This is a genomic window from Microcoleus sp. B6-A1 (assembly GCF_036705085.1).
Taxonomy (GTDB): Bacteria; Cyanobacteriota; Cyanobacteriia; order Cyanobacteriales; family Microcoleaceae; genus Microcoleus.
Genome location: NZ_JAUBTU010000081.1, coordinates 1 through 25,635, shown reverse-complemented (window position 1 = coordinate 25,635; position 25,635 = coordinate 1). Strand labels below are relative to the sequence as shown.

Here is a 25,635-nt window from a genome sequence, read left to right as displayed (position 1 = left end):
TTTTTAAAGTGCGTTACCGCGAGGCAGAACTTCTTCAGGGAAGATGAAGTTTTCGTGAGGTTGGTCTGTCGGAGCCATCCAAGCACGAATGCCTTCGTTAAGCAGAATGTTCTTAGTGTAGAACGTTTCAAACTCAGGATCTTCAGCAGCGCGTAATTCTTGTGATACGAAGTCATAGGCGCGCAGGTTTAATGCTAAACCGACGATGCCAATGGAGCTCATCCACAAGCCTGTGACAGGTACGAACAGCATGAAGAAGTGCAACCAGCGCTTGTTGGAGAAGGCAATTCCGAAGATTTGCGACCAAAAGCGGTTAGCTGTAACCATCGAGTAGGTTTCTTCTGACTGAGTTGGGTTGAAGGCGCGGAAGGTGTTTGAGCCTTCGCCGTCTTCAAACAAGGTGTTTTCTACGGTTGCACCGTGGATGGCGCACAACAGCGCACCGCCCAAGATGCCTGCAACGCCCATCATGTGGAAGGGGTTGAGCGTCCAGTTGTGGAAGCCTTGCAGGAATAGCAAAAAGCGGAAAATTGCTGCGACGCCGAAACTGGGGGCGAAGAACCAGCCTGATTGACCCAAGGGGTAAAGCAGGAACACCGAAACAAACACGGCGATGGGGCCGGTGAATGCTAGGGCGTTGTAGGGACGGATGCCGACTAAACGGGCGATTTCAATCTGACGCAGGCAAAAGCCGATCAGTGCGAAGGCGCCGTGGAGGGCGACAAATGTCCACAGCCCACCGAGTTGGAACCAGCGGGTGAAGTCCCACTGTGCTTCGGGGCCCCACAGGAACAGCAGGGAGTGTCCGAGGCTGTTGGCTGGGGTGGAGACTGCTACGGTGAGGAAGTTGGCTCCTTCGAGGTAGGAGCTTGCCAAACCGTGGGTGTACCAGGATGTGACGAAGGTGGTGCCTGTTAACCAGCCACCGATGGCTAGGTAGGCGCAGGGGAATAGCAGGATGCCAGACCAGCCTACGAAGACGAAGCGATCGCGTTTGAGCCAGTCGTCGAGGACATCAAAGATGCCTCTTTCGGTCTGGGCGCGTCCGACTGCGATTGTCATTGCGGTAAAATCCTTTTGCTTGTTAAAAGACCAAGGTTTCTAATTAAAGTTAACATAACTATATATTAGAAGTTCATAAATTTCAACTAGAACAGCAGGGTTCCCCCACTAGAGGCGTACTCGATGAAAGCGTGGTTGAGAGGAAGGCCATCTTGGTTGACGATGCTCAGCAACAATCCAACTGACCCTTCGTCGCCAAGCGGCGAGGTGGCGGTGGTTGGCTCGTTAGCTACTAAAGTTCCAGCACATTACACCTCGCAAAGTTGCCCTAAATGTGGGCATACCTCAAAGGCTAATCGACCGAACAAGGGGCTGATTTTCCGCTGTGAATGCTGTGGGCATCAACTTCATGCAGATCTGGTTGGGGCGCGAAATATCGCACTTAGAACGTTGCTCGTCCGGCAAGCCTGGATGAGTACCGGGGTCTTGTCAGCACTCCCTCATGTATCGAGCGGTGAAGCCAAAGCTGAAATCCTTTCGAGGTTTTCGGAATTGAGGTGGAGTTCAGATACAAGCCCCCATCATAGCGGTACTCCGCTTGATGGCGGTAGTTGACCATAATTAGCAGGAGTTGATACACAATCCCCACCCGCCCGATCGCGATCGCCTCAGCGAAGCGTCACGCTCGGTGGACTAATTGAATTAAGATTTGGCTTTAAGGCTGTTTAATTTTATGACTGCAAAAACAATGACCTCGATCGATCCTGTCCTGCGCTACCCGGTTTTGGGCTCCCGCCGCTTCAGCAATTACTGGTGGGCGACGGTGGTCAGCATTGGAGGGACTGGTTTCCTGCTGTCGGGCATTTCCAGCTACTTGCACGTTAACCTGCTGCCTTTTGCTGACCCGACTCAGCTCATTTTCATCCCCCAAGGCATTGCGATGGGTTTCTACGGTGTCTGTGGCGTGCTTTTGGCGCTCTACTTGTGGCTGACTATTCTCTGGGATGTCGGTGGCGGTTACAACGAGTTCGATCGACAAACTGGTAACATTCGGATCTTTCGCTGGGGTTTTCCCGGCAAAAACCGCAAAGTTGATTTTAATTGCAAGACATCGGAGGTGCAATCTGTGCGGGTAGACATTAAAGAAGGTCTCAATCCCCGCCGCAGTATTTATCTTAAGCTCAAAGACCGCCGTCAGTTTCCCTTGACTAGAGTCGGACAGCCGATTGCTTTGTCTGAAGTGGAAAATCAAGCGGCCGAATTGGCTCGATTTTTGCAAGTTCCCCTCGAAGGACTTTAGGGATTTTCGATTGGCGATTTGAGATTTTAGATTGGTAATGTCTCGTAGGGTGCGCCGGGCCGCGCACCTTACCTACCTGGTAAGTGAAAAAGATCGATCGGCGAGTAAGCCCGTTACCAATTTTTGAATCTATCAATTAACCATACTTCCGACAGTTTTTGATGGCCAACCGTAGAATAAGGGTTGCAAGGATCGGCGGCAAGTTCGCTATCAAAGCAAAATCGCGGTTTTCAGACTACGAACTACAAACAGTTCAGACTATTGAATTAAAATCTTTAGTTGCCAAGTCCGTAATTGACTCAAAGTGAAAATACAAATGCAAATGCAAATCAAAATTCAGCGGTGGTTGTTCTCACTTTTAATAATTGGCGCGTTGTTTGTCGGAGGATGTGGTAGTTCTCCTGTGGCTAACTCGACTCCGACATCGAATCCGGCGTCAGGTGAAAGTATTTCTTTGTCTCCGTCTCCGTCTCCTTCTCCTGCATCTGTAGCGGCGAGTTCGCAATTTAGCAATTTGCCACGATTGGAAGGAAAAGCAACGGTGGTGATGACTGTTAAAGGGGCTCCAATTACGATCGAACTCGACGGCACAAATGCGCCAATTACGGCGGGCAATTTTGTCGATTTGGTTCAGAAAGGTGTCTACGACGGGCTGGTATTTCACCGAGTCGTGCGGGAACCTCAGCCTTTTGTAGTTCAGGGTGGCGATCCCCAGGGTAAAGACCCTAAATTCCCTACGGCGCGGCTGGGAACTGGTGGTTTTATTGACCCGAAAACTACTGTAGAACGCAGGATTCCTCTGGAAATTAAAGCTAAAGGTGCTGCAAATCCGACTTACAGTGCGACGCTAGAAGAAGCTGGGGTTAAGGAGAAACCCGTGTTGATGCACAGTCGCGGGGCTGTGGCTATGGCTCGATCGCAGAGTCCTGATTCGGCTTCTTCTCAGTTTTACTTTACTTTGACCGATGTGCCGTTTTTGGACGGTAGCTATGCGGTTTTTGGGTACGTCAAGCAAGGCATGGATGTTGTTGATAAGATTGAAGCGGGCGATCGCATTGAGAAAGCTACCGTTACTCAGGGTTTGGAAAATTTTAAGGCTGTTAATTAGTAGTCAGTTGGCAGTTGGCAGTTGGCAGTTGGCAGTTGGCAGTAGTCATTTGAGAAACAACTGCCTTCTACTTTCTACTTTTTGCCAAAAGCAAGCCTTTTACTTATGGATGTTGTTGTTACCGGAATTGGTCTTGTTTCGGCTTTAGGTACTCTGGATGATGGCTGGAAAAGATTGTTGTCCGGGAAGTCGGGAATTCGACAACATCAACCTTTTTTAGAAATAGAACCGCTACCTTTGGCTTTGGTTGGCACAAAACCTGCTGATTTAATAACTTTAATTCGGCAGGTTTTAGCAGATGCTTTGCAAGATGCTAATTTGACTTTGCCTTTGCCTGATTGCGGGATTGCGATCGGTTCTAGCCGTGGCTTCCAGGCAAATTTGGAACAGTTGGCGAGGGAAGGAAGTTCGGCAACGGATTCTGTAACGGATGTAACGGATGTCAGGAAGAAGTCCGATGGAAGTCGGAAGAGGGAAGAAGTCAGATGGAAGTCGCAAGAGGAAAGAGAATTCTCAATTACCGATTCGCAATGCCCAATGCCCAATGCCCCATGCCCAATGCCCAATGCCCAATGCCCAATTCCCAATTCTCAATTTGTGAATTTTTTGCCTCACATGGGGGCGATCGCAGCGGCGAGGGCAATTGGTTCGACGGGGCCGGTATTGGCACCGATGGCTGCTTGTGCGACGGGCCTACAGTCGATCGCCCGTGCTGTTGATTTAATCCGCACGGGTGAGTGTCAGCGGGCGATCGCAGGTGCTGTGGAAGCGCCTATCACACCGCTGACTCTGGCTGGATTTAGCCGGATGGGTGCTTTGGCAAACAATGGGTGCTATCCCTTTGATGAAAATCGGGAAGGCTTTGTACTCGGTGAAGGCGGGGCTTTATTTGTATTAGAATCGGCCGAGTTGGCAAGGCGTCGTGGTGCTAAAATTTACGGTCGAGTTTCTGGTTTTGGCTTGACAAATGATGCTTGTCATGCTAACGCGCCGGATCTGGGGGGGGAAAGTGCGATCGCGGCGGTAAATCAATGTTTGAAACGCAGCAATTTGGCGGCGATTGATATAGATTTTATTCACGCTCACGGTACTGCAACTGAGTTAAATGACCGACACGAAGCACTGTTAATTGAGAAGTTATTTCACCGAGGAGTTGCTGTTAGTTCGACGAAGGGGGCTACGGGTCATACTTTGGGAGCTTCGGGAGCTTTGGGCGCGGCTTTTTGTTTGATGAGTATTAAATATCAGATGTTGCCGCCTTGTGTTGGAATGAAAAAACCGGGGTTTGAATTAGATTTTGTTCGCTCTGCGCGATCGGCTATTGTCAGAAATGCGGTTTGTTTAAGTTTTGGCTTTGGCGGGCAGAATGCTGCGATCGTTTTATCTGGCGATCGTTAATTTTTGTAAACTCGGTTGATCGGCATTTAAATTACACGATCTCTCTACAGTTAAAATCTTCTGAGGTGGCCGGAGTCCCCCCACATCTAATTTAAATCTCAAAAATAGTACAATATTTATGTATTTTAGTCAATTAACTGAGAATTTTGGTGAGCTTGCTGGTGCTGCTATGCTAGTCTGGCTCTGCATCCCGACGCTAATCCTTGCGTCAAAGCCTCGGAGGCTAGAAAAGAGAGCCAGATTAAAGCAGTATTGTATTTTATTAACGCACCGATGGTGATCAGCGAAAATAGAAGAAAGAAACTGTTTAAATTAAGTCTCAGGTATTTTCACATGGATCTGGCCTCTCATCGATTTATGTCTTATTTTGAACCAGAGCAAGCTGCTCACCTTTGCCAAATAGCTGTTTTGGAGAGTTTTGCTGAGGAAACGCTGGTTTTTGAAGAAGGAGAAACAGCGGATTTTTTATATCTAGTTTTAGAAGGGAAAGTCGAGTTTAGCAAGCGTATCGAAAATCATAAATATCAAACTGTTGCTGTCGCTAACCCAGACGATTATTTTGGCGAACTCGGAGTTTTAGACGGAGAGCCTCGCAGTGCTAGAGCTGTGGCAGTTGCAGGCTCGACTTTGGCCAAAATAGACCGTGAAGAACTAATAAAAAATCTCCAGTTTGCTAAAGGCAGTTCGGTACTGCAAATGTTTAGTTTCATTACTAAAAATTTACGGGATACCACGGATCAATATGTTAGCCAGTTGGTACACAAACAAAAAATGGTATTGGTAGGAGAAATGGTGAGTACAATTATTCACGATTTCAAAAGCCCTTTTACCGGAATTAAACTCTCCAGTGAAGTGATCAAAGAAATGCACCCGGATGAGGAAACTCAGGAGTGGTGCGAACTTATTCAATTGCAGGTTCAGCGAATGTTGGGGATGGCTGAAGAAGTGTTAGAATTTTCGCGGGGTAATTCTGTATTAAATAAAAAACCAGTTAATCTAATTCAGACGTTGCAGCAGTTTCAAAAGTTGAACCGAGTTTATTTTGAAGCAGCAAAAGTAGATTTGGTAGTACGGGTGGCAGAAGTGATAGTGGAAGCGGACGAAAATAAGATTTTGCGCGTTTTACAAAATTTAGTTGGGAATGCGGTTGAGGCTTTTGGCGGACGAGGGGGGCGGGTGGAGATTGCTGCGTGGCAAAGTGAGGAGTGGGCAGAAATTAGCATTTACGATAACGGCCCGGGCATTCCGCAGGCAATTAAGGAAAAGTTATTTGAACCGTTTGTGACCTATGGTAAACGGACTGGTACTGGGTTGGGAACAGCAATTGTTAAGTCGATGGTTGAGGCTCACAAAGGGCAAATTACTTATGAGTCGGAGGACGGAAAAGGCACAACTTTTTACATCCGCTTGCCGAAAACCCGGGCTTTAGCAGATCAAATTTAAGTAGGTAGGAAGATATATATAGCCTTTCTCAGAAAGATGAGGTACTACCCGGCATAGGGCATAGGCCTCCGTGGGCATAGGGCATAGGCCTCCGTGGGCATACCTCACTTTTTTGAAAACCGCTATACTGAGGACTTTCTCACTAAGCCTCATATCGATTCCGCTTGCACCGGAATAATTGTTGACTGTTGACTGTTGACTGTAGAAGGAGGTGTCAAAAAAATGAAAATTGCGCGAATTATTGGTTGGCAGATTGATTCGACTTTACTCCCGACGATGAAGCGCGGATTTTATATCATTCCGGCGCAGCCGGAATTGATATCAGAGACTGGGTTGATGAGTAGATATCTTGTTATCAAACAATATTTTTCTAATAAACCGGGTTTAAGAGCGTAAGTCCTAATACTGTGTAGCGACTTGCCGAATCAAGTAGAATTGAATTAACGAAATGCTAAAAATCTGATGCCAGTTAATATTCAAACCTTACCCACAGAAGTTATCAACTTAATTGCCGCCGGCGAAGTGATTGACTCGATCGCCTCCGCGGTACGAGAATTAGTTGAAAATTCTCTGGATGCTGGCGCAACTCGCATCGTTGTTTCTGTCTGGCCCGAACAGTGGCGGGTGCAAGTTGCAGATAATGGTACAGGAATGGATCTGGAAAATTTGCGGCAGGCGGCTTCGCCTCACAGTACGAGCAAAATTACCACGGAAGCTGACCTTTACAAAATTGATACTTTGGGATTTCGTGGGGAAGCTTTGCACAGTTTAGCTCAGTTGGGCTGTTTGGAGGTTTTGAGCCGATCGAATGATTTGGGATTGGGGGATTTTTCGGAAAATCGAGAATCGGCGCAAACCCCCGCCAAATCTTCCTTTAACAAGGGGGCAATTGAAAATGCTCGATCGGGCTGGCGGGTGGTTTACAATAACGCGGGCGTTGCTGTGGAGGTGGAAACAGCGGCGATCGCTCCGGGTACGGTGGTGACTGTTGATAATTTGTTTGGCAATTGGCCTGTGCGCCGCAGTTTTTTGTCGCCCGCACAGCAAATGCGATCGATCCAATTAACCCTTCAGCAAATTGCTATTTGTCACCCGCACGTTAATTGGCAGTTGCGTCAAGGAAATACGCCTTGTTTGCACGTAACTCCTGGTAGCACAGCGGAACAACTTTTACCTCAATTTGTGCGCGGTGTGCGATCGAGCGATTTGCAGTATTTAAAAGTAAATTTGCCTTCAGTTCCTGAAAGGAATAAATCGCCAGATTATTTCGCACACACGCAATTGTTTTTGTCAAAAACACAGCCGAGTTACCAATGCCCAATTCCCGATGCCCAATTCCCAATGCCCAATGCCCCATGCCCACTTCCCAATTCCCAGTTTTTAGAATTAGTAATTGGTTTGCCAGATCGCTGTCACCGCAGGCGGCCGGATTGGGTGAAAGTTGGGGTAAATCGGCGAGTTGTGCGATCGCCCGAATTAGAGCAAACTATTCTCAGCGCCTTTGCGCGCACTTGTCCGCGCGATCGCTATCCCGTGTGTTTTGTCCACCTGCAAATCTCCCCTTCGGAAATCGACTGGAACCGCCACCCGGCTAAGGTTGAAATTTATCTGCACGATCCGAGTTTTTGGCAAGCGCAAGTTAGCGCGGCAATTACTCGTGCCTTGCACCTGAATGATGATGTTTTGCCGCCTGTCCCTATTCCCGATCGAGTGGGACAATTGCTGAAGGCGTCGGAACAAAAAAGTGCTTACAGTGTCGGGATTTCGGCTAGGGAGAATGATGACGGCGGCGAACAGGAAAAAGCTCATAAAATAGGATTGATGGAATTGAGGGCGATCGCTCAAGTTCACAATACTTACATTGTTGCAGAACATTCCAGCGGCATGTGGTTGGTGGAACAACACATCGCTCACGAGCGCGTTTTGTACGAGCAATTGTGCGCGGCTTGGCAGCTAAAATGTCTAGAAAAACCAGTAATTCTCAGTCAATTATCTGCACTGCAAATTGAGAATTTATCCCGCTTGGGTTTGGAAGTAGAAAGTTTTGGCGAACAGCTATGGGCTGCCCGCGAAGTTCCTGAATTGTTAGCCGATCGAGATGACTGTGCGGATGCGCTTTTTGAACTCAGTAAAGTCGCAGATTTACAAGCGGCTCAAGTTGCGACTGCTTGCCGTAGTGCTATGCGAAACGGTACTCCTTTGAGTCTTTCCCAAATGCAAAATTTGTTGGATGAATGGCAGCAAACTCGTAATCCGCGCACTTGTCCTCACGGCCGCCCTATCTATTTTGCTTTGGAAGAATCGACTCTCGCTCGGATTTTTCGCCGCAGTTGGGTGATTGGTAAAAGTCACGGGATTTGAAAGTTGATTTGATATCCGAGGGCGTTCACCTCAGTCTGGCTCGCTCGAAAAAAATATCGTGAAGCTTTATTAAAAATAGGAGCTGATTTAGAGTAAAAAACTTATAATATATTAAAATTTAAATAAGGCACTGTTTTTAATATCTTTTGGGCAACAGGCAAGATGACTGTTCCACAAGAAAAAATGCCGATCTTACCCGAAAAAATTTAATTATACTACAAAAAGCAGCAACAGGCAAGATGCCTGTTCCACAAGAAAAAGTACCTGTTTTACCATAAGAAAGGTTAATTATACTACAAAAAATGCCGATTGACCCGAATAATTTTTGTTGTGGAACAGGCATCTTGCCTGTTCGTTGTGGAACAGGCATCTTGCCTGTTCCTGATCTGGGTACAGAATGTAAATTCAAAATAAATCAATAATAAATATGGATTTTCCGATCGCCCGACAACTATTTTATCGAGAAATAAATCAGCCAGATGGCTCGATAGACCTGGCGAAAGCTGCCCTATATATGGCTTTGGAAGAATACCCAAATTTAGAGCCAGAGGAGTATCTAAATGCTCTCGACACGATCGCAGATGAAGTGCGCGATCGTCTGCCGGCACAGAATTATCCGCTGCGGATTATTCAAACTATTAACGCCTATTTATACGGGGAGTTGCAGTTTGCGGGCAATGATGTTGATTATTACGACCCCCGCAATAGCTTTTTGAATGAAGTGATCGATCGGCGTACTGGCATTCCAATCTCTTTATCTTTGGTTTATTTGGAGGTTGCTAAGCGCATTGATTTTCCGATGGTGGGAATTGGGATGCCGGGACATTTTTTAATTAGACCGGATTTTGAAGATGCTGGCATTTTTGTTGATGCGTTTAACGGCGGCGAAATCTTGTTTCCTGAAGATTGTCAAGCCAGACTTTCTCAAATTTATGGTCAACCTATGGAGTTGCAGCCGGCTTTTCTCGCCCCGGTAAGTCGCCGACATTTGTTGGGGCGAATGCTGGGAAATCTGAAGGCGATTTACTTGCAACAGGGAGATGCTGTGAGGGTACTCTGGGCGATTGAACGGATTTTGCTGCTGTTTCCCGATGCGCTGGGGGAACGGCGCGATCGCGGAATTCTCTATTATCAACTGGGACGCTTGGTAGAAGCGCGCCACGATTTGGAACTATACCTGAGAAATGCTCCGAATGCTCCTGATGCTGCTAGAATTCGCCAATTGGTCGATCGGCTCGATCGGGATATGTGAACTTAAATTTGGTATCGATCGCACACTATAGCCATCCTCGCATCATTTGTAAATTTCTTACTCCCTCCCCTTGATAAGGGAAGGGTTGGGGTGGGGTCAAAAATTTACGACTCCTGCAAGGATTGCAATATAAGAGGTGAAAGCGACACTCCATAAACTGCTGCCCGACGGCCCAATTTCGCTTTTATAATTTTTGCAAAGCTATCTAAAATTGTCAAATAGCTAAGTGTAACATATAAATTGTCAATTAATACCTATCTTTTGATAGGTTAAATTTGCTTGACATGACTGTAAAATCATAGGTCATTTACCGAACTTCCGAGTCAACTTTCCAGACTGATACCCCCACTGATACCCCCACTGATACCCCCACTGATACCCGCACAGATACCCCCACTGATACCCCCACAGACGAGCCATCTAAAAAGTATTTTGACGTAAAGAGGCACAAACTCATGAACTTTCAGTTTCAACAAGGTTATCTCACCGGAATGCAACCGCTGTCAGCCCATTTAACCAAAAGAATGTCAAAGTCTTTATCATTGGGTTTGGCGCTTTTGCTGGGAACAAGTGCAGTATTCCTAAGCAGCGACAAAGCCTTTGCATTAGATAATGTTACCGTAAAATACGGTGCTGTTGACGTAACATTACCGATGAGCGACTTACAAAGCTTTGCACAAACCGGCCAAGCATCATCTCAACTGCAAAGCGTTCTGAGTCTTGCGAAACAAACTCCCGAGTCGGTGCGCGAAATATTAACGCGAGAAGTGCCTTTAGATTCCCAATTAGTAGCGCGGCTAGCAAGCACTTATTTTGGGGAAATTGTTTTCAAAGAATTAGGCGAGGTTGCTTATGCGCCGACTGCGAGGCTTCAAAGCGTGCCCGCACTGCGCGATGCTTTAGTCGCAGCTTCCAAAGATGGCAAAATATCGCTGATTGAAGTGATGCAAAATTACAGCCCTGCGGCCTTAGAAGTTGACGGCAATCAAGCGATGGTTATCTACGAGCGAGTGATTAAAGATGTGCAAGATTTGCAAGCTTTGTATCAGAATTCCCCGGCTTTGCAAAATACCGCCGGCCAAGCGGTGAATTCTGCTAGACAAATGATTTGTCAGCCCAGTCCATCAGGAAGTGCGAAATAAATAACTGAAATTCCAGGGAATTGGGAATTGGGAATTGGGAATTGGGAACTGGTGCTTTCTTTCCCTATTAGCTCTTAATTTTCATCTATTACCAATGACCCATTCCCGATGCCCGATGCCCGATGCCCAATTACCAATTATACCTTACCCATTCTTTGAGATAGTTGCTCGGCTACCCGCTTGAGTCGGCGGAGTTGGTCTTTCATATCTTTTTCCGTCCAAGGGGCTGCCAAGCGATTGAAACCAAATCTAATTAAACGATTGGGAATTTGAAATTCAAAGCGGTTAATCAAGAGAGTTCCTTGGATTTGCGGCTGGCATTCCCAACGATCGCATCCTTTGAAAAATCCGTCAAACCCCCAAACAATTAAACCTGGTTGTCGCTCCAACACAACACTCTCTAAAGAGGGTTGCAAAACTGGAATTTTTATGATAAATAAGCTGCGACTTCCTACGGCAGTATCCCATTCGCCCTGGGGATCGCAGCGTAGCAAGGGATTGAGCCACTTGTGCATTAAAGTGCGATCGACTATACAGCGCTCCACCAGAGTAGCAGCAGCGTGAATTTCAATGGATTGCTCGAAAACTTGACGAATTGACATGAGAACCTGCAACAAGGAGGGTATTACAAAACTTTGCTTAGTTTATAGTCCTTTATTTACTTGTAACGTCAATTTTTCCAGAAATTAAAAGATTGACACACTCATAAATACAGTGTATCATCTTGAAATAAAGTATATATACCGATTATGGAGTTAGTCGAAAGGCACATCATTAAACCCAATCATAGGTTTTATCGAGAAGCCGATCGACTGTCTTGGCTGTACAAAAATCTTTACAATAGCGCTAACTACATCTACCCTCAAAACTTTTTCGCTAGCCAACAAACAAACACTCTGGCTGTTTATCACGCCCTCAAAACAAGTCCTGATTACAAAGCACTGCCCGCAAAGGTAGCACAAAGCACGATCGGCTTAGTCCTCAAAGCATGGACTAGCTACTATCTGGCGGTGCGAAACTATCAAGAAGACAGCACAAAATTTAAAACCGCACCGCAACTTCCTCATGATAAAGGCTCAAGAGATCGAAAAAGAGAGGACGGGCGCTATGTAGTTGTATTTAATAGTCAAGCAGTCAACAAAAAAGCCTTAAAAAAAGGATATGCTCGTCCCTCTGGGACTAATATTTGGTGGCTGTCAAAAGTCACCTCGATTCTGGAAATCCGGATTGTTCCCAAAGTAGGTTGTTATGTTGTCGAGGTACTCGATGAAAAGTTAGAACAGCCTTTACAAGTTAATCAGAGAGTAGCTGCCATAGATTTAGGATTAAACAATCTGGCAATATTAACCTACAATGTTCCTGGGTTAGTACCGACAATCTACGAGGGACGGGGTGTTAAGTCAAGAAACCAATACTGCAATCAAGTTTCATCGGCATTGAAATCATGGCTCCCCCTAGCGCAAAAAACCAGTAAAAAACTCGCCCGATTGTGTCACAAGCGTAACTGTAAAGTGGATTACTACCTCCACACGAGGTGTTCCGCAATTATTAAAGAACTCGTTAATCATCACATGGGCTTGCTAGCGATCGGCTGGAACCATGATTTTAAAGATGGGATTAATACCGGTAAGGTTAATAATCAAAATTTTGCCTGTATTCCCCATTGCCGGTTCGTGCAAATGTTGCAGTACAAAGGACAACGTGCGGGAATTCAAGTTGTGTTAGTTGAGGAGAGTTACACCTCCAAATGTTCAGCTTTGGATTTGGAACCAATTCAACAACATTCCGACTACATTGGCAGTAGGGTAAAAAGAGGATTGTTCAGAACCAAAACAGGACGCTTCCTAAATGCCCATGTAAACGGTTGTTTGAATATTGGCCCAAAAGCAGTCGGAGATGGGTGTATCCCAAATTCGAGAGAGGGTTTTGTAGTTAACCCAGTACGATTAAAAGTGTACAAACATTAAATTTAGGCGATGTCTAGATTTTTTGGAACTATTATTAAAGTTTCGTCTTCTCCTTGTCAAATCTGACGTTAACCTGAGAAAAAAATGAATGAAACTTGGCAAGAAATAACTCAACCGATATCGGGCCCCATAGCGGCTTTGTCCGATCGCGTTTTGGCACAGGCCCAGCCCGGGAATGCCCTGACAGATGCAGAACGCGGAATTAACAATTTCATTCAGGGCTCAAACATTGAAAATCTCATCTGGGCCGTCGGTATCCTGCTCATTGGCTTGATAGTATCAGCCCTCGTGTCTTCTGTCGTCGGGGGATTGCTAAAGAAGACTACGATCGACAATCGGCTGGCTGCTTGGATTACCGGCCGACCGGAAGGAGCTGGAGCTCCGCAAGTGGAAAAATGGATTTCCGCAGCGGTGTTCTGGATCATTTTTGTCTTTTTCCTAATTGCCTTTTTCAACCGGCTGAATCTAACGGCTGTCTCGCAACCCCTCAATACTTTTCTCAATCAAATTACCGGTTTCTTGCCGAAGTTAGCCGGCGCGCTAATTTGGTTGGGGATTGCTTGGGTGTTGGCAACTGTCGCCAAAATGGCCGTATCGCGGGCGATGCGGGCTTTTAGCGTGGACGAGCGCTTGAATCAGGAAGTGGGTGCAGCGCCCACTGAGCGCCCTTTGCTGCTGAGCGATACTGTGGCGAATGCACTGTACTGGTTCATCTTTCTGCTGTTTTTGCCGCTGATTCTCGACTCACTGGAAATGCAGCAGGCTCTGCTACCGGTTAATAATTTACTCAACCAAATTCTCGCGGCAATTCCGAAAATTCTGGAAGCTGTGCTGATTGGGTTTGTGGGCTGGCTGCTGGCTATGGTAGTGCGGCGGATTGTCACAAATCTATTGGCGGCTGCTGGGGCGGACGCTTTGGGCGCTCGGTTTGGAATTTCGCGGACTTCGGGCGGACAATCGCTGTCGTGGATTGTCGGTACGATCGTCTATGTTTTGATTTTGATTCCAACCGCGATCGCAGCTCTGAACGCTTTGGACATTCAAGCGATTTCGCAGCCTGCTGTCGCGATGCTCAACGACATTTTGGGCGCGGTTCCCAAAATATTCACGGCGGCGCTGATTCTGGCGCTTGCTTACATTTTGGGCCGCTGGGTAGGCGATTTGGTTACTAATATCCTGACCGGAATTGGCTTTAACAATGTCTTTTCTTGGTTGGGAGTGCAGGCACCGAAACAGTCGCTGAGGCTACCGCCAAGTTCGATCGATCCCGACGCAACGATTCTTCAGGAACCGGAACTTCCAGCCCGCACGCCTTCTGAGTTTGTCGGCATTGTGGTGCAGGTGGGCATCCTGCTGTTTGCAGTGGTGGCGGCTACCGACGTGCTGCAAATTCCAGCGCTGACGGCGATTGTTAGCGGTATTGTCCTAGTTGCAGGTCGGGTGCTGGCCGGTTTGGTGGTATTTGCGATCGGCTTGTATTTGGCGAATCTGGCGTTTAGTTTGATTGCCAGTTCTGGAACTCGCCAAGCGCGGCTTTTGGGCCAAGCGGCTCGGGTTGCGATTATTGCCTTTGTTTCGGCCTTGGCGCTGCAACAGATGGGCATTGGCAGCGATATTGTGAATTTGGCTTTCGGGCTGCTGCTTGGGGCGATCGCAGTTGGCATTGCTCTAGCTTTTGGTTTGGGCGGGCGCGAGATTGCGGCCGACCAAATTCGCGAATTGTTAGCGTCGTTTAAACAAGATAAGACGCCACGTTTGTAATTCTATAAAATGGCGTTTGTCAAGTACAAACGCCATTTTTTTATGATTAATTTCATTGTTAGGGTCGCGAAGCAATCGCAAAGCCTTTGAATTTGAGGATACAGCTATAGACTGTTCGGAAGCAGAGATTGATTCTTGTTTCTGGGCCGATGCCCCTAATTGAGAATGGTAAGAGCTGCATCGCCGGCCCTAAAACAACAAAACCTTCTCTATGAGAAGGTTTTATCACAATCGGAGCGGCGGGATTTGAACCCACGACCCCTACTACCCCAAAGTAGTGCGCTACCAAGCTGCGCTACGCCCCGACAGCTTTAATAGCTTAGCATAGAATTCCCGAAAAAGTCAAAAAACTTTTAAAACTTTTGCAGCCTGCACCAAAGTCGGAACCGCAGCCGCCGGCCAAAAACCCTCGCACCTCCTGCCAGCATTCAAGATCAACTGCACGCTGTAAGCTTCGGGATAGCCTTCCACCTGCACCCACAGCAAGTCGCTTTCGGCTTCAATGGCGATTTTTTCCTCGTCCATTAACTCAGAGGCCATTTGACTCATTGTGCCTGCTAATTGCCCCAACAATCGGCAAAAATCGTTTAACTCAGCCTCTGTGAGTTCGTGAGCCCAACCGTCGCCAGCCACCAAACCCTTAAACTCCTGGGCCTCCGGGTTCCATCCCAAACGCCACCCAACACCCGTTTTAATTACACGTTCCACCATTGAGGGATTTTAGATTTTAGATTTTGGATTTTAGATTAGTAGGACTTACCCATAAATACGAAAGAAAACGGGTTTTTTACCTGTGTTAAAGGCTCAACAGCAATATTTCCGTAAAAAACCCGGTTTCTGCATTCCTGAGTATTACGGTGCCAGCAACTTCGCATCTCCCGGCTGGGGCTGCGGTATCTCCGGCGAATTCGATCGCCCTTGTGGTTTTTCCCCCGCCGTCGGTGTGCGCCCACGCCCGGAATTCTCCGTAAAAACATCAACCAAAGCTTGAACCAAAGCATCCCGCTGTGCTCTATTTAACTTTTGAATAGCAGCACGATCCTGTTCCATTGGATTTGAGCGCAAAACGTCCTTTCCCGGATACACGCTTTCCACCAAATAATCTGGAGTCGCCCCCAGATAGTCAGCTAAACTCAACTTCCAATCAAAGCGGTAATTGGGCGGCCTTCCTTTGACAAATACGTGATATCGAATCAACCGCCCGACTAAAGTATTGGTAGGATCGACTTTTCCGGTTTCCTTAGAAATGTAGTTATTTTCGATCGGGAAATCCGGCAATTTTTCGTACACCAATTTCCACGCATCTTGCACCCTCACTTGTGGCGGCGCAGATTGTTGAGCGATCCGCTGCACTGAGGCAGACTCAGAACTCCGCAGCAGCGAAGGTTCCAAAGCCGACATACTCAGTTCCCCGGATTCCAATACCCAACTCAAAAGCGTGAAAATCGCTACACTCAAAGTAACCAAGAGAAAACTTAAGCCCTGCTTTAATCTATTCACGGTTTTGACAATAATTTCAAAAATAGAATAATTTCATAAACTTACCCCCAAGCAGATGTCCTAGTTTCTAATTTTAGGATTTACGCTCATCAACCCGGTTTTTTAGAAAAATCAGAGGTTTCTTAACAAGGTAACTAGGAATAAACCGGGTTTCTCGTCCCGCCCGCCCAAGTCTTGTTTAAAAAAGTTGTGAGTTTTGAGTTGACAAAAATTGCTCGCAATTCACCACTCAAAACCCAAAACTCCCAAAGTCTAGATGTCTCCGATAATTTCCGGCTGAGTCAGTTCATCCGACATCTCAAATATCGCCCGCATTACAGGTTTCATTTGATGGTCGTCCATATTGTCAAAATCTTCATAGCGACGGCGTTTTGCGCGGTTCGCCACCTGCACCGTAATCCGATAGCGGTTGGATGCAGCACTGATCAACTCTTCCGCGCGACGGGTTAGCTGAGTAGAATCGAAGGGTGGACGCTTATTAGCCATGAGACTACCTACATTATGTAATGTTACATTCTAGTCTAGTATGTCAAGATTCATAAATTACTAACTGAGTATTATTGCTTATGCAGGTAGCAACAGCCTATTCCTTTGGTCACTTGCATCGGGGAAATTCTCATCCCCTCAAATTGGTTGCTTTCGGTGACAGCTTAATCTACGGTTTCGGCGACGGTGTAGGCGGGGGTTGGGTGGAAAGATTGCGGCGCCAGTGGATGTTACCGGAGAGTGCAGGACACGTTTTATACAATTTGGGCGTTCGGGGCGATCGGGCTTATCAAGTCTCCCAGCGACTCGAAAACGAGTTTCGCCACCGTGGCGAACTCAGAAACCGTTTCCCGGATGCGATTATTCTTTCGGTAGGCCTCAACGATTCGGCGAGAGTGCAGTCGCCTACCGGGCGCAGCTACACTGAGTTTGAACATTTTAAAACTGTTTTGGATCATTTGTTAAACCTATCCCAACAACTTTGTCCGGTGATATTTGTCGGGATGGTGCCGGTGGATGAAAGTAAAATGCCTTTTCAAGATTGTTTGTATTACAGTCATGCTGACCAATATCAGTATAAAGAAGCAACAAAATTAGCTTGTGAGTTGCGGGGAATTCCCTATTTAGATATTTTTGATAAATGGATAAATCGGGGCAGTGATTGGTGGCGATCGCGCTTGATTGCAGATGGGCTGCATCCCAATGCAGGTGGGTATCAATCTTTATTTGAAGATGTGACAAGTTGGGAACCGATCGCCGCTATTAGTCATTAGTCATTAGTCATTAGTCATTAGTCATTAGTCATTAGTCATTAGTCATTAGTCATTAGTCATTAGTTATTACTCCACTCGATCGAGGGCGGACACTCTTGGCACCGCCCCTACATATATAAAGGTTCTGCATCTAGAACTCTATAAGTTCAAGGTAGATAAGGAAGATAAGCAACATAAGGATTTTAAGGAATTTAAGCATTTTAAAATTACCCAATCACCATAAAAATATTTATTTTAAAAGACCGTATCTTCCCCGCACACGAAGTAAAATTCTTCAATAATGATTACATAACTGAGGGAAAAAGCAAGTTGGGCAGAATCAATCAGCCTATCAAAAGCTTAGTTCTACTCAATAAAAAAAATGTGTAAATTGGAGAATCAAAAATGTCTGTATTACATCGCATTAAATCTGGTACATCTGTTTTATTAACACTGGGAACAGTTGCCGGAACCGCAGCGCCGATGCTAACTGCCGCGCCTGCTTTTGCTCAGACAGCTTTTTCGGATGTTAATAATAACTACTGGGCAAAAGACTTTATTCAAGATTTGTCAGAAAGAGGAATTATCAAAGGATTTCCCGATGGCAGTTTCCGCCCGGATGCACTGGTAACGCGGGCTGAATTCGCGGCAATGATCCGTTCTGTGAAAAAGGCAAAAACCCGCGCTGCTGTGAGGTTTGCTGATGTTCCGTCTAATTTTTGGGCAAGCGGGGCGATCGCAGAAGCTTACGAAATGGGATGGATGTCTGGCTATCCCGGCAATGTTTTCAGGCCGACACAGCAGATTCCTCGCGTTCAAGTTGTAGTCGCTTTAAATAACGGCATGGGCTATGAGCCTAAGTGCGATTTTCAAGATGTTCTCAGTTACTATAGCGATGCGGGTGAGATTCAAAGTTATGCTGTCAAAAGCGTTGCTGCTGCTACTGAAAAACAGTTAGTTGTCAGCTATCCTAATCCTAAATCTCTCAAACCGAACAAGGCAGCAACGCGAGCTGAAGTAGCTGCTTTTATCTATCAAACATTAGTGAGTACCAATCAAGCAAGAGCAATTAATTCTCCTTACATTGCTAAGATTGATGTTAGCGAGTCTGTTGCTGTGCAAATTCCCAGGGGGGTGACTATCCCAATTGAGTATGCAAAAGGCAAGATTTTGCTCGCCCCCAATGACAAATCTCCGATTACGCTGACTGTAGCTGCGGATATCACGGGTAATAATAGCCAAGTGGTGATACCGGAAGGCTCGAAAATTAGTGGCGAATTGCGATCGACTGCTTCGGGCGTTCAGTTTGTGGCTCAAGAATTAAGTATCATCAACGGCAGCAGAGTGCCTCTCAATGCCACTTCGCAAGTGATTACTAGGAAAGAAACTGTTACCAAGGGCGTTAATGTTGGTAATCTGGTTAAGAATACGGCGTTGGGTGCAGCAGCAGCGGCGGCGATCGCAGGTGTTACGGGCGATCGGGCGATCGCGACTGAAGAGGTGCTCGGCGGTGCGGGAATCGGGACTTTGATCGGAGTATTTTTGGGTCGAGATAAAGTCGATTTGTATGCTGTTAATCCCGACACCGATTTAGATTTGCTGTTGAATTCCGATTTGGTAGTTGGTACTGCCAGCACAGGCATTTGTAGCGCTCGATAAAGCCGATACTTAGAAATTTCCTCAAACCCCTCGCCTTGCCGGAGAGGGGCTTTATGTGTGTATTTTACCTCGCTACAGGTGCATCTAATCAAACAATTACTCAGGAATTTTTTAACTTGTAAATTTCTACGGACATCCCAAACTTTCGCGGGTAGAAACTCCCGTCACGGGATTGACACCATCTGCTTTCTCGCACAGGATACTTACTTGATAAGCGTCGATAATCGCGTCACTAAAATCAGCGCCGGAAATTGCAGCATCAAAAAACCGAGTTCGAGTCATAATTGCCTCGGTAAAATTAGCATTCATTAAATTAGCGCCGTCGAATGTAACTCTATCTGCCAAAGCACCGGAGAGGTTGGCACCTGACAAGTTGGCATTCAGCAAAACTCCCTTAGTCAAAATCGCATTAGTTAAATCAGCACCTTGAAAATTTGTTCCCCGCATTTCAGCAGCGACAAATGTTCCCCCCGCTAAATCCGAGTTGGAAAAATCGCGATCGGATAAATTAATATTTGTGTAATTAATACTTGTTTTCGGTAGGGCAAATGCCGGAGTAGCACTCAGCAGCACCCACCCAAAAGCCAACACTAAACTTAAAACCAGGCTCAGGAAAATTCGGAAGACTCTTTTCATCATGATGGGAATGGGGAATTGGGCATAGTTGACTGTTGACTGTTGACTGTTGACTGTTAACTGTTGACTGTTGACTGTTAACTGTTAACTGTTGACTGTTGACTGTGGACTAATGACTAATGACTAATGACTCATGACTGTTGACTAATGACTCATGACTAATGACTAATGACTAATTAAAATCGCTTTACCCAATCTTCGCCAACGCGAAGCGTCAAGTCAGAATTGATTTCACCGGTAGAAGATGCTTCAATTTTACCGCCGCCTAACTCTTTTTGCAGTAGATTCGCTGCCTCTAAATCGCCTTGCTGAACAATAATTTGACTGTGACGCTCCTTCTGGGGCGAATCCTGCACTACAGATACATTAAAAAAGCCCTTTTTTGTGAGAAACTCACCAACGTTTTTTGCGGTTGTCGGTTTGCTAGAAGCGTTTTGGACAGCGATTTTGAGGTTCCTGGGCAAAACCGACTCGGTTGGGTTGCGAAATCGTCCTTGGGCAAAATCCGGCACGCCCGGGTTTAAATATTGTGTCATAATGCGATCGCGCCCGATCGAATCTACAATCCAATAACTCCTCAAATCGGCTTGTTCTGAACTCGAACTTCCAGGCAACATTACCATTTTAAAATTCTCTCGCTCCAATTGCAAACCAAAATTTGCCAGCGTCAATATTTCCTCATAATTTAGGTTTGTATCTACATATTTTTGCATCAATCGAACAATTTGGGGCAAGCGCACCAATACTGATGGACTTGTGAGGCGGTTCCGAATAGCTTGAATTAAAGATTGCTGCCGCTGAATGCGACCAATATCTCCTAAACCGTCGTTGCGAAATCGAGCAAATTGTTCTGCTTGTTCTCCGTTGAGAGTTTGCCATCCCTTGGCTAAGTTTATTTTTAACTTTTGGGCGCTATCTGTATAGGACATTGGGCGAGGTACAAATACCTCAATTCCGCCCAACAAATCGACTAATTCCTGAAACGCACTGCTGCTGACTCGCACGTATCGTTCAATTTTCGTATTGTTCAGCATACTGCTAACCAATCGCGTCGCCAAAGCGGCTCCTCCTCTAGCATTGGCTTCGCTAATTTTGCTGAAGGGAATTCCGGGAACTTCGACTTTAGTATCTCGCGGGACTGAAAGCAAACTAATAGATTTATCTCTAGGATCGAGGTGAAATAACAGTATTGTATCGCTACGACCGTTAAACATCTTAGGGCCATTGGCTGCTGCTTCCGGCACGCGGTCAATTCCCAATATCAAGATATTAACTGGCCGCGACAGGCGGTATCCAGAGCGGTTGGAGGATAGATAGTCAAAGCCAGTAGCTTCTAATACTCTATTAATAATTGGCGGTTCCACGGGAGCTAACAGAGCGGTAATTGCCCCCAGAGTGGCGGAAATTGCCGCTGTGAAAACTAGGAAAAATAGCCCCACTATATACAGGAAGAATTTAGGTTTTTTTCGAGAGATTTGATCGACTGGTGTAACAAAGTCTCTTTTAAAAATTGACAAGTTTTTCATTGACTTGCTGTTGGTTATTGCAGTTTTTCAGCTTTGCAGTAAAACTTGGGCGGTGCTTCTGGAAAGTATTTGAACATAGCCGGACACAGCCAGCCTTCGAGATTTTTCGATTCCCACCGATACCAGTTACCGCCGTATTCTGCTTTCAACCACAGCATTTCTGCTTGATATCCGGGAAATGGATTGGCTGAAAATAAAAGTCGGAAACCTTGAGCGGCATTGGGAATGTCTGCGACAAGCGCGTTAATCATTTCGGGGACGCCCTGAACAAATGGTTCTCGGACAAGTCCGACTCGCTCGTCGTCAAAAACCCAGGTGTACTGTTCGCGATAGGGGTAGATTACCATCATGGCATTGGACATGGTATTCGCCTCTTTTCATTTCCTTTGTTTTGTATGCAAAAATGCAAGTGTGGATACATTATATTCTGTTGCGCGGAAGTTGTGCGCTATCCGCTTTGACAACCCTGTTTTAACTTAGGAATTTTCGGGGTTTATTTACAAATTTTCTGCGGCGTGGGCGGATTGCCGAGGGTTAGAGATCTGGAGCTTTATAGCTGTTTTTTTTGTAATTTTTTATTTGATGTAAATAGTCCCAAATCAAAGAGAAATAAAGGTGATTCCTTGCCGGATTTTTACTCTTATTGTGCCTCTTTGTATAACCTTCACGACGTTTATAGTAACGACGAATAGTCGGTATTCACCAACACTCTGAGAACAGACACCCTAACTACAAACAGTTATCGGTTTGTAGTTGCGTCTTATGTTTCATTCCGCGAAGATCCAACTCCAATTCTCGTCAGCTCAACCAGCGCCTTAGCTAAATATTGATACTGCGGCAAAGTATTGTATAACTGAGCCGAAATCCTCACTAACTGCTTACTAGCATCAGGCCAAGGAATCACCGGAACTTCTATTTTAAAAGTCTCCCACAGCGCCTCTTGCAAAGGTGGAATTCCTCCCTGTGCAACCACATCAGACTGGGAGTCTGCCAGTGGCACAACAGCCATCGAACCAACCATTTCATCAGGACAAGGCAGCGGCAAATCTAATTTGTCAGCCAATATTTTTCTCCCTGCCAATGCTAAAGCATGATTCTTTGCCCTCAATTCCGGCCAGCCGCCGCTCAACAAAGAACCCATAAAATCAATAGCTACAGGCACGCACAAATAGGGGCTAGGATCTACTGTTCCCATCCAGTCAAATTCTAATTGAAAGCGCGATTTATCAGCGCGGGGCGAGTTAGCACCGTGACTGATTGTAGTTGGCCGAATGGCATCTTGCTTGTCGCGCCGCACGTACAGAAAGCCCGCACCTTTCGGAGCGCACAGCCACTTGTGGCAATTTCCCGTATAATAAGCCGCCCCAATTTCATCTAAATTCAGCGCTACCATTCCCGGCGCGTGAGCTCCGTCTACCAATACATCCACGCCACGGTTAGCTAACTCGCCCACTAACTGTTTGATGGGAAAGATTAAACCTGTTTGGCTCACAACGTGGTCTAATAAAGCTAACTTTGTTTGCGGTGAAACGCACTTAATTATTGCTTCAATAATTTGGTCGGATGACTCAATAGGAAAGGGGACTTCTGCTACTATTACTTTAGCGCCTGTACGCTCGGCTACAAAATTAAGTGTGTTGCGGCAAGCGTTGTATTCCTGATTTGTAGTTAGCAATTCGTCGCCCGGAGAAAAACAGAGCGATCGCAAAACTGCATTTACTCCCGTCGTGGCATTCGGCACAAACGCCAAGTCCTCGTCAGCCGCACCAATAAATGCTGCTAACTGATTTCTTGCATTATCCAACAAAGGTTCAAATTCCCGCAGAAGGAAGCGCAATGGTTCTCTTTCCAGTTGTTCTCGAAAAATGGTTTGCGCTTCGAGTACGGGAATCGGACAAGCCCCAAAAGAGCCGTGATTGAGGAAAGTTATATTGCGATCAAGCAACCAATATTGGTTAATCATTAGTAATTAGTAATTAGTCATTAGTCAGTAGTCAGTAGTCAGTAGTCAGTAGTCAGTAGTCAGTAGTCAGTAGTCAGTAGTCATTAGTCATTAGTCATTAGTTAGTCAACAGTCAACAGTCAACAGTCAACAGTCAACCCTTACTCATTTTACCTTTTAATTGCTCAAACTCTTCTAATGTATTGCAATTCGATAACATTACTGCTTCTCGTTCCCCTACAGGTAGAGGGCTTGCGGGGATTTGATTTAACCACACTTGAAACGAACGTCCCCCTTTGTCCATAAAACTTTGCAAACTGGGCAGAGATTGTTGGCGGTAGAAGCCGCACAAAGGCTCCCAGCGCGAATTTTGATAAGGCACAACTGCTAAAGTAGATGGGGGAAACTCTGTTAACTGACTCGCCCACTTCTGGATAATCTGGGCATCCAACAAAGGTAAATCGCAAGCTAACAGTAAAATCCACTCGGCGGCTATTTCTTTCAATCCCTGAGTCAATGCAACCAAGGGCCCGGAGCCCGGATTGTAGTCTACCAGAAATTGGGATGTTTCGGTTAAGGTCGATCGATAGCGATCGGGCCAAGCAGTCAGAACATAAACTTCTGGGGTTATAACTGCTGCAACTTCCAACGCCCGCTGCAATAGGGATTTGCCCTCAATTTCCAGCATAGCTTTATCCCTACCCATCCGCGAACTTTGACCGCCTGCAAGCACAATTACAGCAATTTTATGATTAGTCATTAGTTATTAGTCATTAGTAGACCTATTGCAAAATAATTTTGTGCTATTATGGAAAGTTTAGCCAATTTTATAATGTAGCAGGCTGGGCAAGTTTAAGGAGATGCCAATCAACCCAATAATTCAAAGTTTGACCTAAACTTGAGCCAACTTTTAAGGATAACACATATTTTTTTTGCAAGAGGTCTAGTCTGTTGGAAAATTCATTTCCCCACCTTGACTCGAAACTGGTACGGCTCGGTCAGGATACAGAAATTTCTGATTTTTATTTGGCTCTCTAGCTTTTAGAAGTGGGGTGCCATTTTCAGCCAGCAGTGCCTCAAACATCTTGGCAACTAAATCAGCCCCAACAATCTAGCTTTGAGACAGAAGTAAGAGAGTAGGGTACAACGTAAGACAATTCTAAGACAAAACGTAAGGCGCTTTCGACTTATACTCAAATAAAGGCTAATCATTGCAGGTTCTAATTGAAACTTCTAGAGATTGTGGGTACGACTAATGCTTGGAGAGTGAAGTGTGACTGCTAAATTCGCAGTTGCAATCTAATTTCGCGATCGCATTCCATGCAGAAGTACCCTTTTTAAAAGCGTCTTGCGGGACGCTTTTATCTTTATCAAGCTCATCAACCGTGATCGCGCTTTGCTACAATGTGGCGCAATCACAATTAATCGGTAAGATTGAGCAGGCAATTATTAATCATCAAATTTCATCAGGCCAAAAAGATGGATCATTTGGTATACACCAGTAATAATTGCCATCTTCGCTTAATAAATGGCGAGGTTTGCCCATTTCGCCATCGTTGAAGTTGTCGGGTTTTTTAGTCCAAACTTTAACTTTGATTTTGGTACGTTCAATAAATGTTAATGCTTGGTAGTATCCGCCTTCTTCGGAATTTTCTGAATCATCAATCCAGATAGGTTTAGATATCATTATTTTTCTTTTCATGTTCGTGTCTCTAATTACGGTTACTCTGGCGCTGTTCAAGGGTCTGGTTGGTTTACTCGATCGCCCTTCACCCCGCTCATCGGCTAGCTGAAAGTCCGTTCTCTACAGTTGCTGGCATTAAAGATCCCGATCGTATAAAGCTTAACTTGTCCAGTGATATGGTGGACAAGTTACTGGACAAGTTATAATTATTCTCTGCCAAAAGCGCAACCGGGTGCGTTTTTAGAGCTTTGCCTCTAGTAGTCCAATAATTTCCTTTATTTCGTCTGCATTTAGCTCACTGGCAATATCTGGTAACTAGATATTCTTTTTGATTGTCTAGCCCTTGTCTAGGAATCACTGGCAACTATATCATCCATCTTCTCTAAAGCCTTAATAGCAGCTATCAAGGAAGTCTGAGCTTTTAAAGCAGCCCTTGCTACTTTAGTGGGGGTGTAATCATCAGGTTCTGCTGCTTTTGCCAGCCGTGCGTTAATTGCATAGAGAGCAGCAATATCTTTTCTTAGCTGAGAGTTTTGGGCTGTAACAGACTCAGTAGCCTCAATCGCCTTGTCTCTAACATTTAGTTGTGAGACAGTATTTAATGCCTCTGCAGCCTCCTCAAGCGAATTACGGGTTAGGACCCACATTCCGCACCCCCAACTGGCACATACGCGGATTGAGGAAGTAAAAGTGAATCATCGGAGATAATAATGAGT

At 45.7% G+C, this 25,635-nt stretch carries 24 protein-coding genes and 1 tRNA gene; 12 read left to right on the top strand and 13 right to left on the bottom strand.

Features of this window, described 5'->3' with window-relative positions:
• Positions 1–3: 3 nt before the first annotated feature.
• A complete protein-coding gene (gene psbD, locus QUB11_RS24250; RefSeq protein WP_333055206.1) occupies positions 4–1,062 on the bottom strand; it encodes a photosystem II D2 protein (photosystem q(a) protein) in 1,059 nt (352 codons plus the stop codon).
• 123 nt (positions 1,063–1,185) lie between these two features.
• Between psbD and QUB11_RS24245 the strand changes: the two genes are divergently transcribed.
• From QUB11_RS24245 to QUB11_RS24210, 8 genes are all read left to right on the top strand, one after another.
• Positions 1,186–1,617: a zinc ribbon domain-containing protein gene (locus QUB11_RS24245; protein WP_333200433.1), complete on the top strand. Its 432-nt coding sequence runs from the start codon at positions 1,186–1,188 to the stop codon at positions 1,615–1,617.
• Positions 1,618–1,735: 118 nt separating this feature from the next.
• Complete coding sequence (locus tag QUB11_RS24240) at positions 1,736–2,302, top strand: photosystem I assembly protein Ycf4 (RefSeq protein WP_333057558.1); 567 nt, start codon at positions 1,736–1,738, stop codon at positions 2,300–2,302.
• A gap of 316 nt (positions 2,303–2,618) precedes the next feature.
• The gene (locus QUB11_RS24235; protein WP_333200431.1) at positions 2,619–3,410 is read left to right on the top strand and encodes a peptidylprolyl isomerase; all 792 of its coding nucleotides are present in this window, start codon (positions 2,619–2,621) and stop codon (positions 3,408–3,410) included.
• Positions 3,411–3,515: 105 nt separating this feature from the next.
• A complete protein-coding gene (locus QUB11_RS24230; protein ID WP_333200429.1) occupies positions 3,516–4,808 on the top strand; it encodes a beta-ketoacyl synthase N-terminal-like domain-containing protein in 1,293 nt (430 codons plus the stop codon).
• Between the two features lie 333 nt (positions 4,809–5,141).
• Positions 5,142–6,251 (top strand): ATP-binding protein, encoded by a 1,110-nt coding sequence (locus QUB11_RS24225; RefSeq protein ID WP_333200427.1) that lies wholly within the window; start codon positions 5,142–5,144, stop codon positions 6,249–6,251.
• Positions 6,252–6,713: 462 nt separating this feature from the next.
• Positions 6,714–8,612: a DNA mismatch repair endonuclease MutL gene (mutL, locus tag QUB11_RS24220; protein WP_333200424.1), complete on the top strand. Its 1,899-nt coding sequence runs from the start codon at positions 6,714–6,716 to the stop codon at positions 8,610–8,612.
• Positions 8,613–9,039: 427 nt separating this feature from the next.
• Entirely contained in the window at positions 9,040–9,864 is an 825-nt protein-coding gene (locus QUB11_RS24215; protein WP_333200420.1) for a transglutaminase family protein, read from the top strand.
• Between the two features lie 455 nt (positions 9,865–10,319).
• Complete coding sequence (locus QUB11_RS24210) at positions 10,320–11,006, top strand: alpha/beta hydrolase (RefSeq protein WP_333157085.1); 687 nt, start codon at positions 10,320–10,322, stop codon at positions 11,004–11,006.
• 137 nt (positions 11,007–11,143) lie between these two features.
• On the opposite strand, the gene QUB11_RS24205 is transcribed toward QUB11_RS24210, so the two are convergent.
• Positions 11,144–11,608, bottom strand: coding sequence for an SRPBCC family protein (locus QUB11_RS24205; protein ID WP_333157084.1), 465 nt, complete (start codon positions 11,606–11,608; stop codon positions 11,144–11,146).
• Positions 11,609–11,755: 147 nt separating this feature from the next.
• Here QUB11_RS24205 and QUB11_RS24200 point away from each other — a divergent pair, with 147 nt between their 5' ends.
• On the top strand, positions 11,756–12,973 hold the full coding sequence (locus QUB11_RS24200) for a transposase (RefSeq protein WP_333200418.1): 1,218 nt from the start codon (positions 11,756–11,758) through the stop codon (positions 12,971–12,973).
• Positions 12,974–13,057: 84 nt separating this feature from the next.
• The gene (locus tag QUB11_RS24195) at positions 13,058–14,734 is read left to right on the top strand and encodes a mechanosensitive ion channel (protein ID WP_333157082.1); all 1,677 of its coding nucleotides are present in this window, start codon (positions 13,058–13,060) and stop codon (positions 14,732–14,734) included.
• A gap of 231 nt (positions 14,735–14,965) precedes the next feature.
• Here the strand turns inward: QUB11_RS24195 and QUB11_RS24190 are convergent.
• From QUB11_RS24190 to QUB11_RS24175, 4 genes are all read right to left on the bottom strand, one after another.
• Positions 14,966–15,039, bottom strand: a tRNA-Pro gene (locus tag QUB11_RS24190).
• Positions 15,040–15,076: 37 nt separating this feature from the next.
• Positions 15,077–15,445 carry a DUF1818 family protein gene (locus QUB11_RS24185; RefSeq protein ID WP_333200416.1) on the bottom strand — a complete coding sequence of 123 codons (369 nt, stop codon included), beginning with the start codon at positions 15,443–15,445 and terminating at the stop codon, positions 15,077–15,079.
• Positions 15,446–15,586: 141 nt separating this feature from the next.
• Positions 15,587–16,201: a hypothetical protein gene (locus tag QUB11_RS24180; RefSeq protein WP_333391886.1), complete on the bottom strand. Its 615-nt coding sequence runs from the start codon at positions 16,199–16,201 to the stop codon at positions 15,587–15,589.
• A 285-nt stretch (positions 16,202–16,486) separates the two neighbouring features.
• Complete coding sequence (locus QUB11_RS24175) at positions 16,487–16,720, bottom strand: DNA-directed RNA polymerase subunit omega (protein ID WP_333164099.1); 234 nt, start codon at positions 16,718–16,720, stop codon at positions 16,487–16,489.
• A gap of 80 nt (positions 16,721–16,800) precedes the next feature.
• Here QUB11_RS24175 and QUB11_RS24170 point away from each other — a divergent pair, with 80 nt between their 5' ends.
• Together QUB11_RS24170 and QUB11_RS24165 are read left to right on the top strand one after the other, a co-directional pair.
• Positions 16,801–17,493, top strand: coding sequence for a GDSL-type esterase/lipase family protein (locus QUB11_RS24170; RefSeq protein WP_333200413.1), 693 nt, complete (start codon positions 16,801–16,803; stop codon positions 17,491–17,493).
• A gap of 384 nt (positions 17,494–17,877) precedes the next feature.
• Positions 17,878–19,131: an S-layer homology domain-containing protein gene (locus QUB11_RS24165; RefSeq protein ID WP_333200411.1), complete on the top strand. Its 1,254-nt coding sequence runs from the start codon at positions 17,878–17,880 to the stop codon at positions 19,129–19,131.
• 126 nt (positions 19,132–19,257) lie between these two features.
• Here QUB11_RS24165 and QUB11_RS24160 read toward each other — a convergent pair whose 3' ends face one another.
• From QUB11_RS24160 to QUB11_RS24130, 7 genes are all read right to left on the bottom strand, one after another.
• Entirely contained in the window at positions 19,258–19,767 is a 510-nt protein-coding gene (locus QUB11_RS24160; RefSeq protein WP_333200475.1) for a pentapeptide repeat-containing protein, read from the bottom strand.
• Positions 19,768–19,943: 176 nt separating this feature from the next.
• The gene (locus QUB11_RS24155) at positions 19,944–21,293 is read right to left on the bottom strand and encodes an LCP family protein (RefSeq protein ID WP_333200409.1); all 1,350 of its coding nucleotides are present in this window, start codon (positions 21,291–21,293) and stop codon (positions 19,944–19,946) included.
• Positions 21,294–21,307: 14 nt separating this feature from the next.
• Positions 21,308–21,655: a DUF6717 family protein gene (locus QUB11_RS24150; protein WP_015175132.1), complete on the bottom strand. Its 348-nt coding sequence runs from the start codon at positions 21,653–21,655 to the stop codon at positions 21,308–21,310.
• 398 nt (positions 21,656–22,053) lie between these two features.
• Complete coding sequence (locus QUB11_RS24145; protein WP_333391884.1) at positions 22,054–23,256, bottom strand: aminotransferase class V-fold PLP-dependent enzyme; 1,203 nt, start codon at positions 23,254–23,256, stop codon at positions 22,054–22,056.
• 133 nt (positions 23,257–23,389) lie between these two features.
• Positions 23,390–23,995 carry a molybdenum cofactor guanylyltransferase gene (locus QUB11_RS24140; RefSeq protein WP_333391882.1) on the bottom strand — a complete coding sequence of 202 codons (606 nt, stop codon included), beginning with the start codon at positions 23,993–23,995 and terminating at the stop codon, positions 23,390–23,392.
• Between the two features lie 696 nt (positions 23,996–24,691).
• Complete coding sequence (locus QUB11_RS24135) at positions 24,692–24,922, bottom strand: hypothetical protein (RefSeq protein WP_333391880.1); 231 nt, start codon at positions 24,920–24,922, stop codon at positions 24,692–24,694.
• A gap of 344 nt (positions 24,923–25,266) precedes the next feature.
• A complete protein-coding gene (locus QUB11_RS24130) occupies positions 25,267–25,566 on the bottom strand; it encodes a hypothetical protein (protein WP_333391879.1) in 300 nt (99 codons plus the stop codon).
• Positions 25,567–25,635: the final 69 nt, after the last annotated feature.

Bases quoted from the DNA above. Each gene is read 5' to 3' on its own strand.
- QUB11_RS24230 (WP_333200429.1), top strand. From the start codon at position 3,516: ATGGATGTTGTTGTTACCGGAATTGGTCTTGTTTCGGCTTTAGGTACT.
- QUB11_RS24225 (WP_333200427.1), top strand. From the start codon at position 5,142: ATGGATCTGGCCTCTCATCGATTTATGTCTTATTTTGAACCAGAGCAA.
- QUB11_RS24170 (WP_333200413.1), top strand. From the start codon at position 16,801: ATGCAGGTAGCAACAGCCTATTCCTTTGGTCACTTGCATCGGGGAAAT.
- QUB11_RS24165 (WP_333200411.1), top strand. From the start codon at position 17,878: ATGTCTGTATTACATCGCATTAAATCTGGTACATCTGTTTTATTAACA.
- QUB11_RS24175 (WP_333164099.1), bottom strand. From the start codon at position 16,720: ATGGCTAATAAGCGTCCACCCTTCGATTCTACTCAGCTAACCCGTCGC.
- QUB11_RS24140 (WP_333391882.1), bottom strand. From the start codon at position 23,995: ATGACTAATCATAAAATTGCTGTAATTGTGCTTGCAGGCGGTCAAAGT.
- QUB11_RS24200 (WP_333200418.1), top strand. From the start codon at position 11,756: ATGGAGTTAGTCGAAAGGCACATCATTAAACCCAATCATAGGTTTTAT.
- QUB11_RS24145 (WP_333391884.1), bottom strand. From the start codon at position 23,256: ATGATTAACCAATATTGGTTGCTTGATCGCAATATAACTTTCCTCAAT.
- QUB11_RS24205 (WP_333157084.1), bottom strand. From the start codon at position 11,608: ATGTCAATTCGTCAAGTTTTCGAGCAATCCATTGAAATTCACGCTGCT.
- QUB11_RS24135 (WP_333391880.1), bottom strand. From the start codon at position 24,922: ATGATATCTAAACCTATCTGGATTGATGATTCAGAAAATTCCGAAGAA.
- QUB11_RS24245 (WP_333200433.1), top strand. From the start codon at position 1,186: ATGAAAGCGTGGTTGAGAGGAAGGCCATCTTGGTTGACGATGCTCAGC.
- psbD (WP_333055206.1), bottom strand. From the start codon at position 1,062: ATGACAATCGCAGTCGGACGCGCCCAGACCGAAAGAGGCATCTTTGAT.
- mutL (WP_333200424.1), top strand. From the start codon at position 6,714: ATGCCAGTTAATATTCAAACCTTACCCACAGAAGTTATCAACTTAATT.
- QUB11_RS24240 (WP_333057558.1), top strand. From the start codon at position 1,736: ATGACTGCAAAAACAATGACCTCGATCGATCCTGTCCTGCGCTACCCG.
- QUB11_RS24130 (WP_333391879.1), bottom strand. From the start codon at position 25,566: ATGTGGGTCCTAACCCGTAATTCGCTTGAGGAGGCTGCAGAGGCATTA.
- QUB11_RS24215 (WP_333200420.1), top strand. From the start codon at position 9,040: ATGGATTTTCCGATCGCCCGACAACTATTTTATCGAGAAATAAATCAG.
- QUB11_RS24160 (WP_333200475.1), bottom strand. From the start codon at position 19,767: ATGAAAAGAGTCTTCCGAATTTTCCTGAGCCTGGTTTTAAGTTTAGTG.
- QUB11_RS24210 (WP_333157085.1), top strand. From the start codon at position 10,320: ATGAACTTTCAGTTTCAACAAGGTTATCTCACCGGAATGCAACCGCTG.
- QUB11_RS24235 (WP_333200431.1), top strand. From the start codon at position 2,619: ATGCAAATGCAAATCAAAATTCAGCGGTGGTTGTTCTCACTTTTAATA.
- QUB11_RS24155 (WP_333200409.1), bottom strand. From the start codon at position 21,293: ATGAAAAACTTGTCAATTTTTAAAAGAGACTTTGTTACACCAGTCGAT.
- QUB11_RS24195 (WP_333157082.1), top strand. From the start codon at position 13,058: ATGAATGAAACTTGGCAAGAAATAACTCAACCGATATCGGGCCCCATA.
- QUB11_RS24150 (WP_015175132.1), bottom strand. From the start codon at position 21,655: ATGTCCAATGCCATGATGGTAATCTACCCCTATCGCGAACAGTACACC.
- QUB11_RS24185 (WP_333200416.1), bottom strand. From the start codon at position 15,445: ATGGTGGAACGTGTAATTAAAACGGGTGTTGGGTGGCGTTTGGGATGG.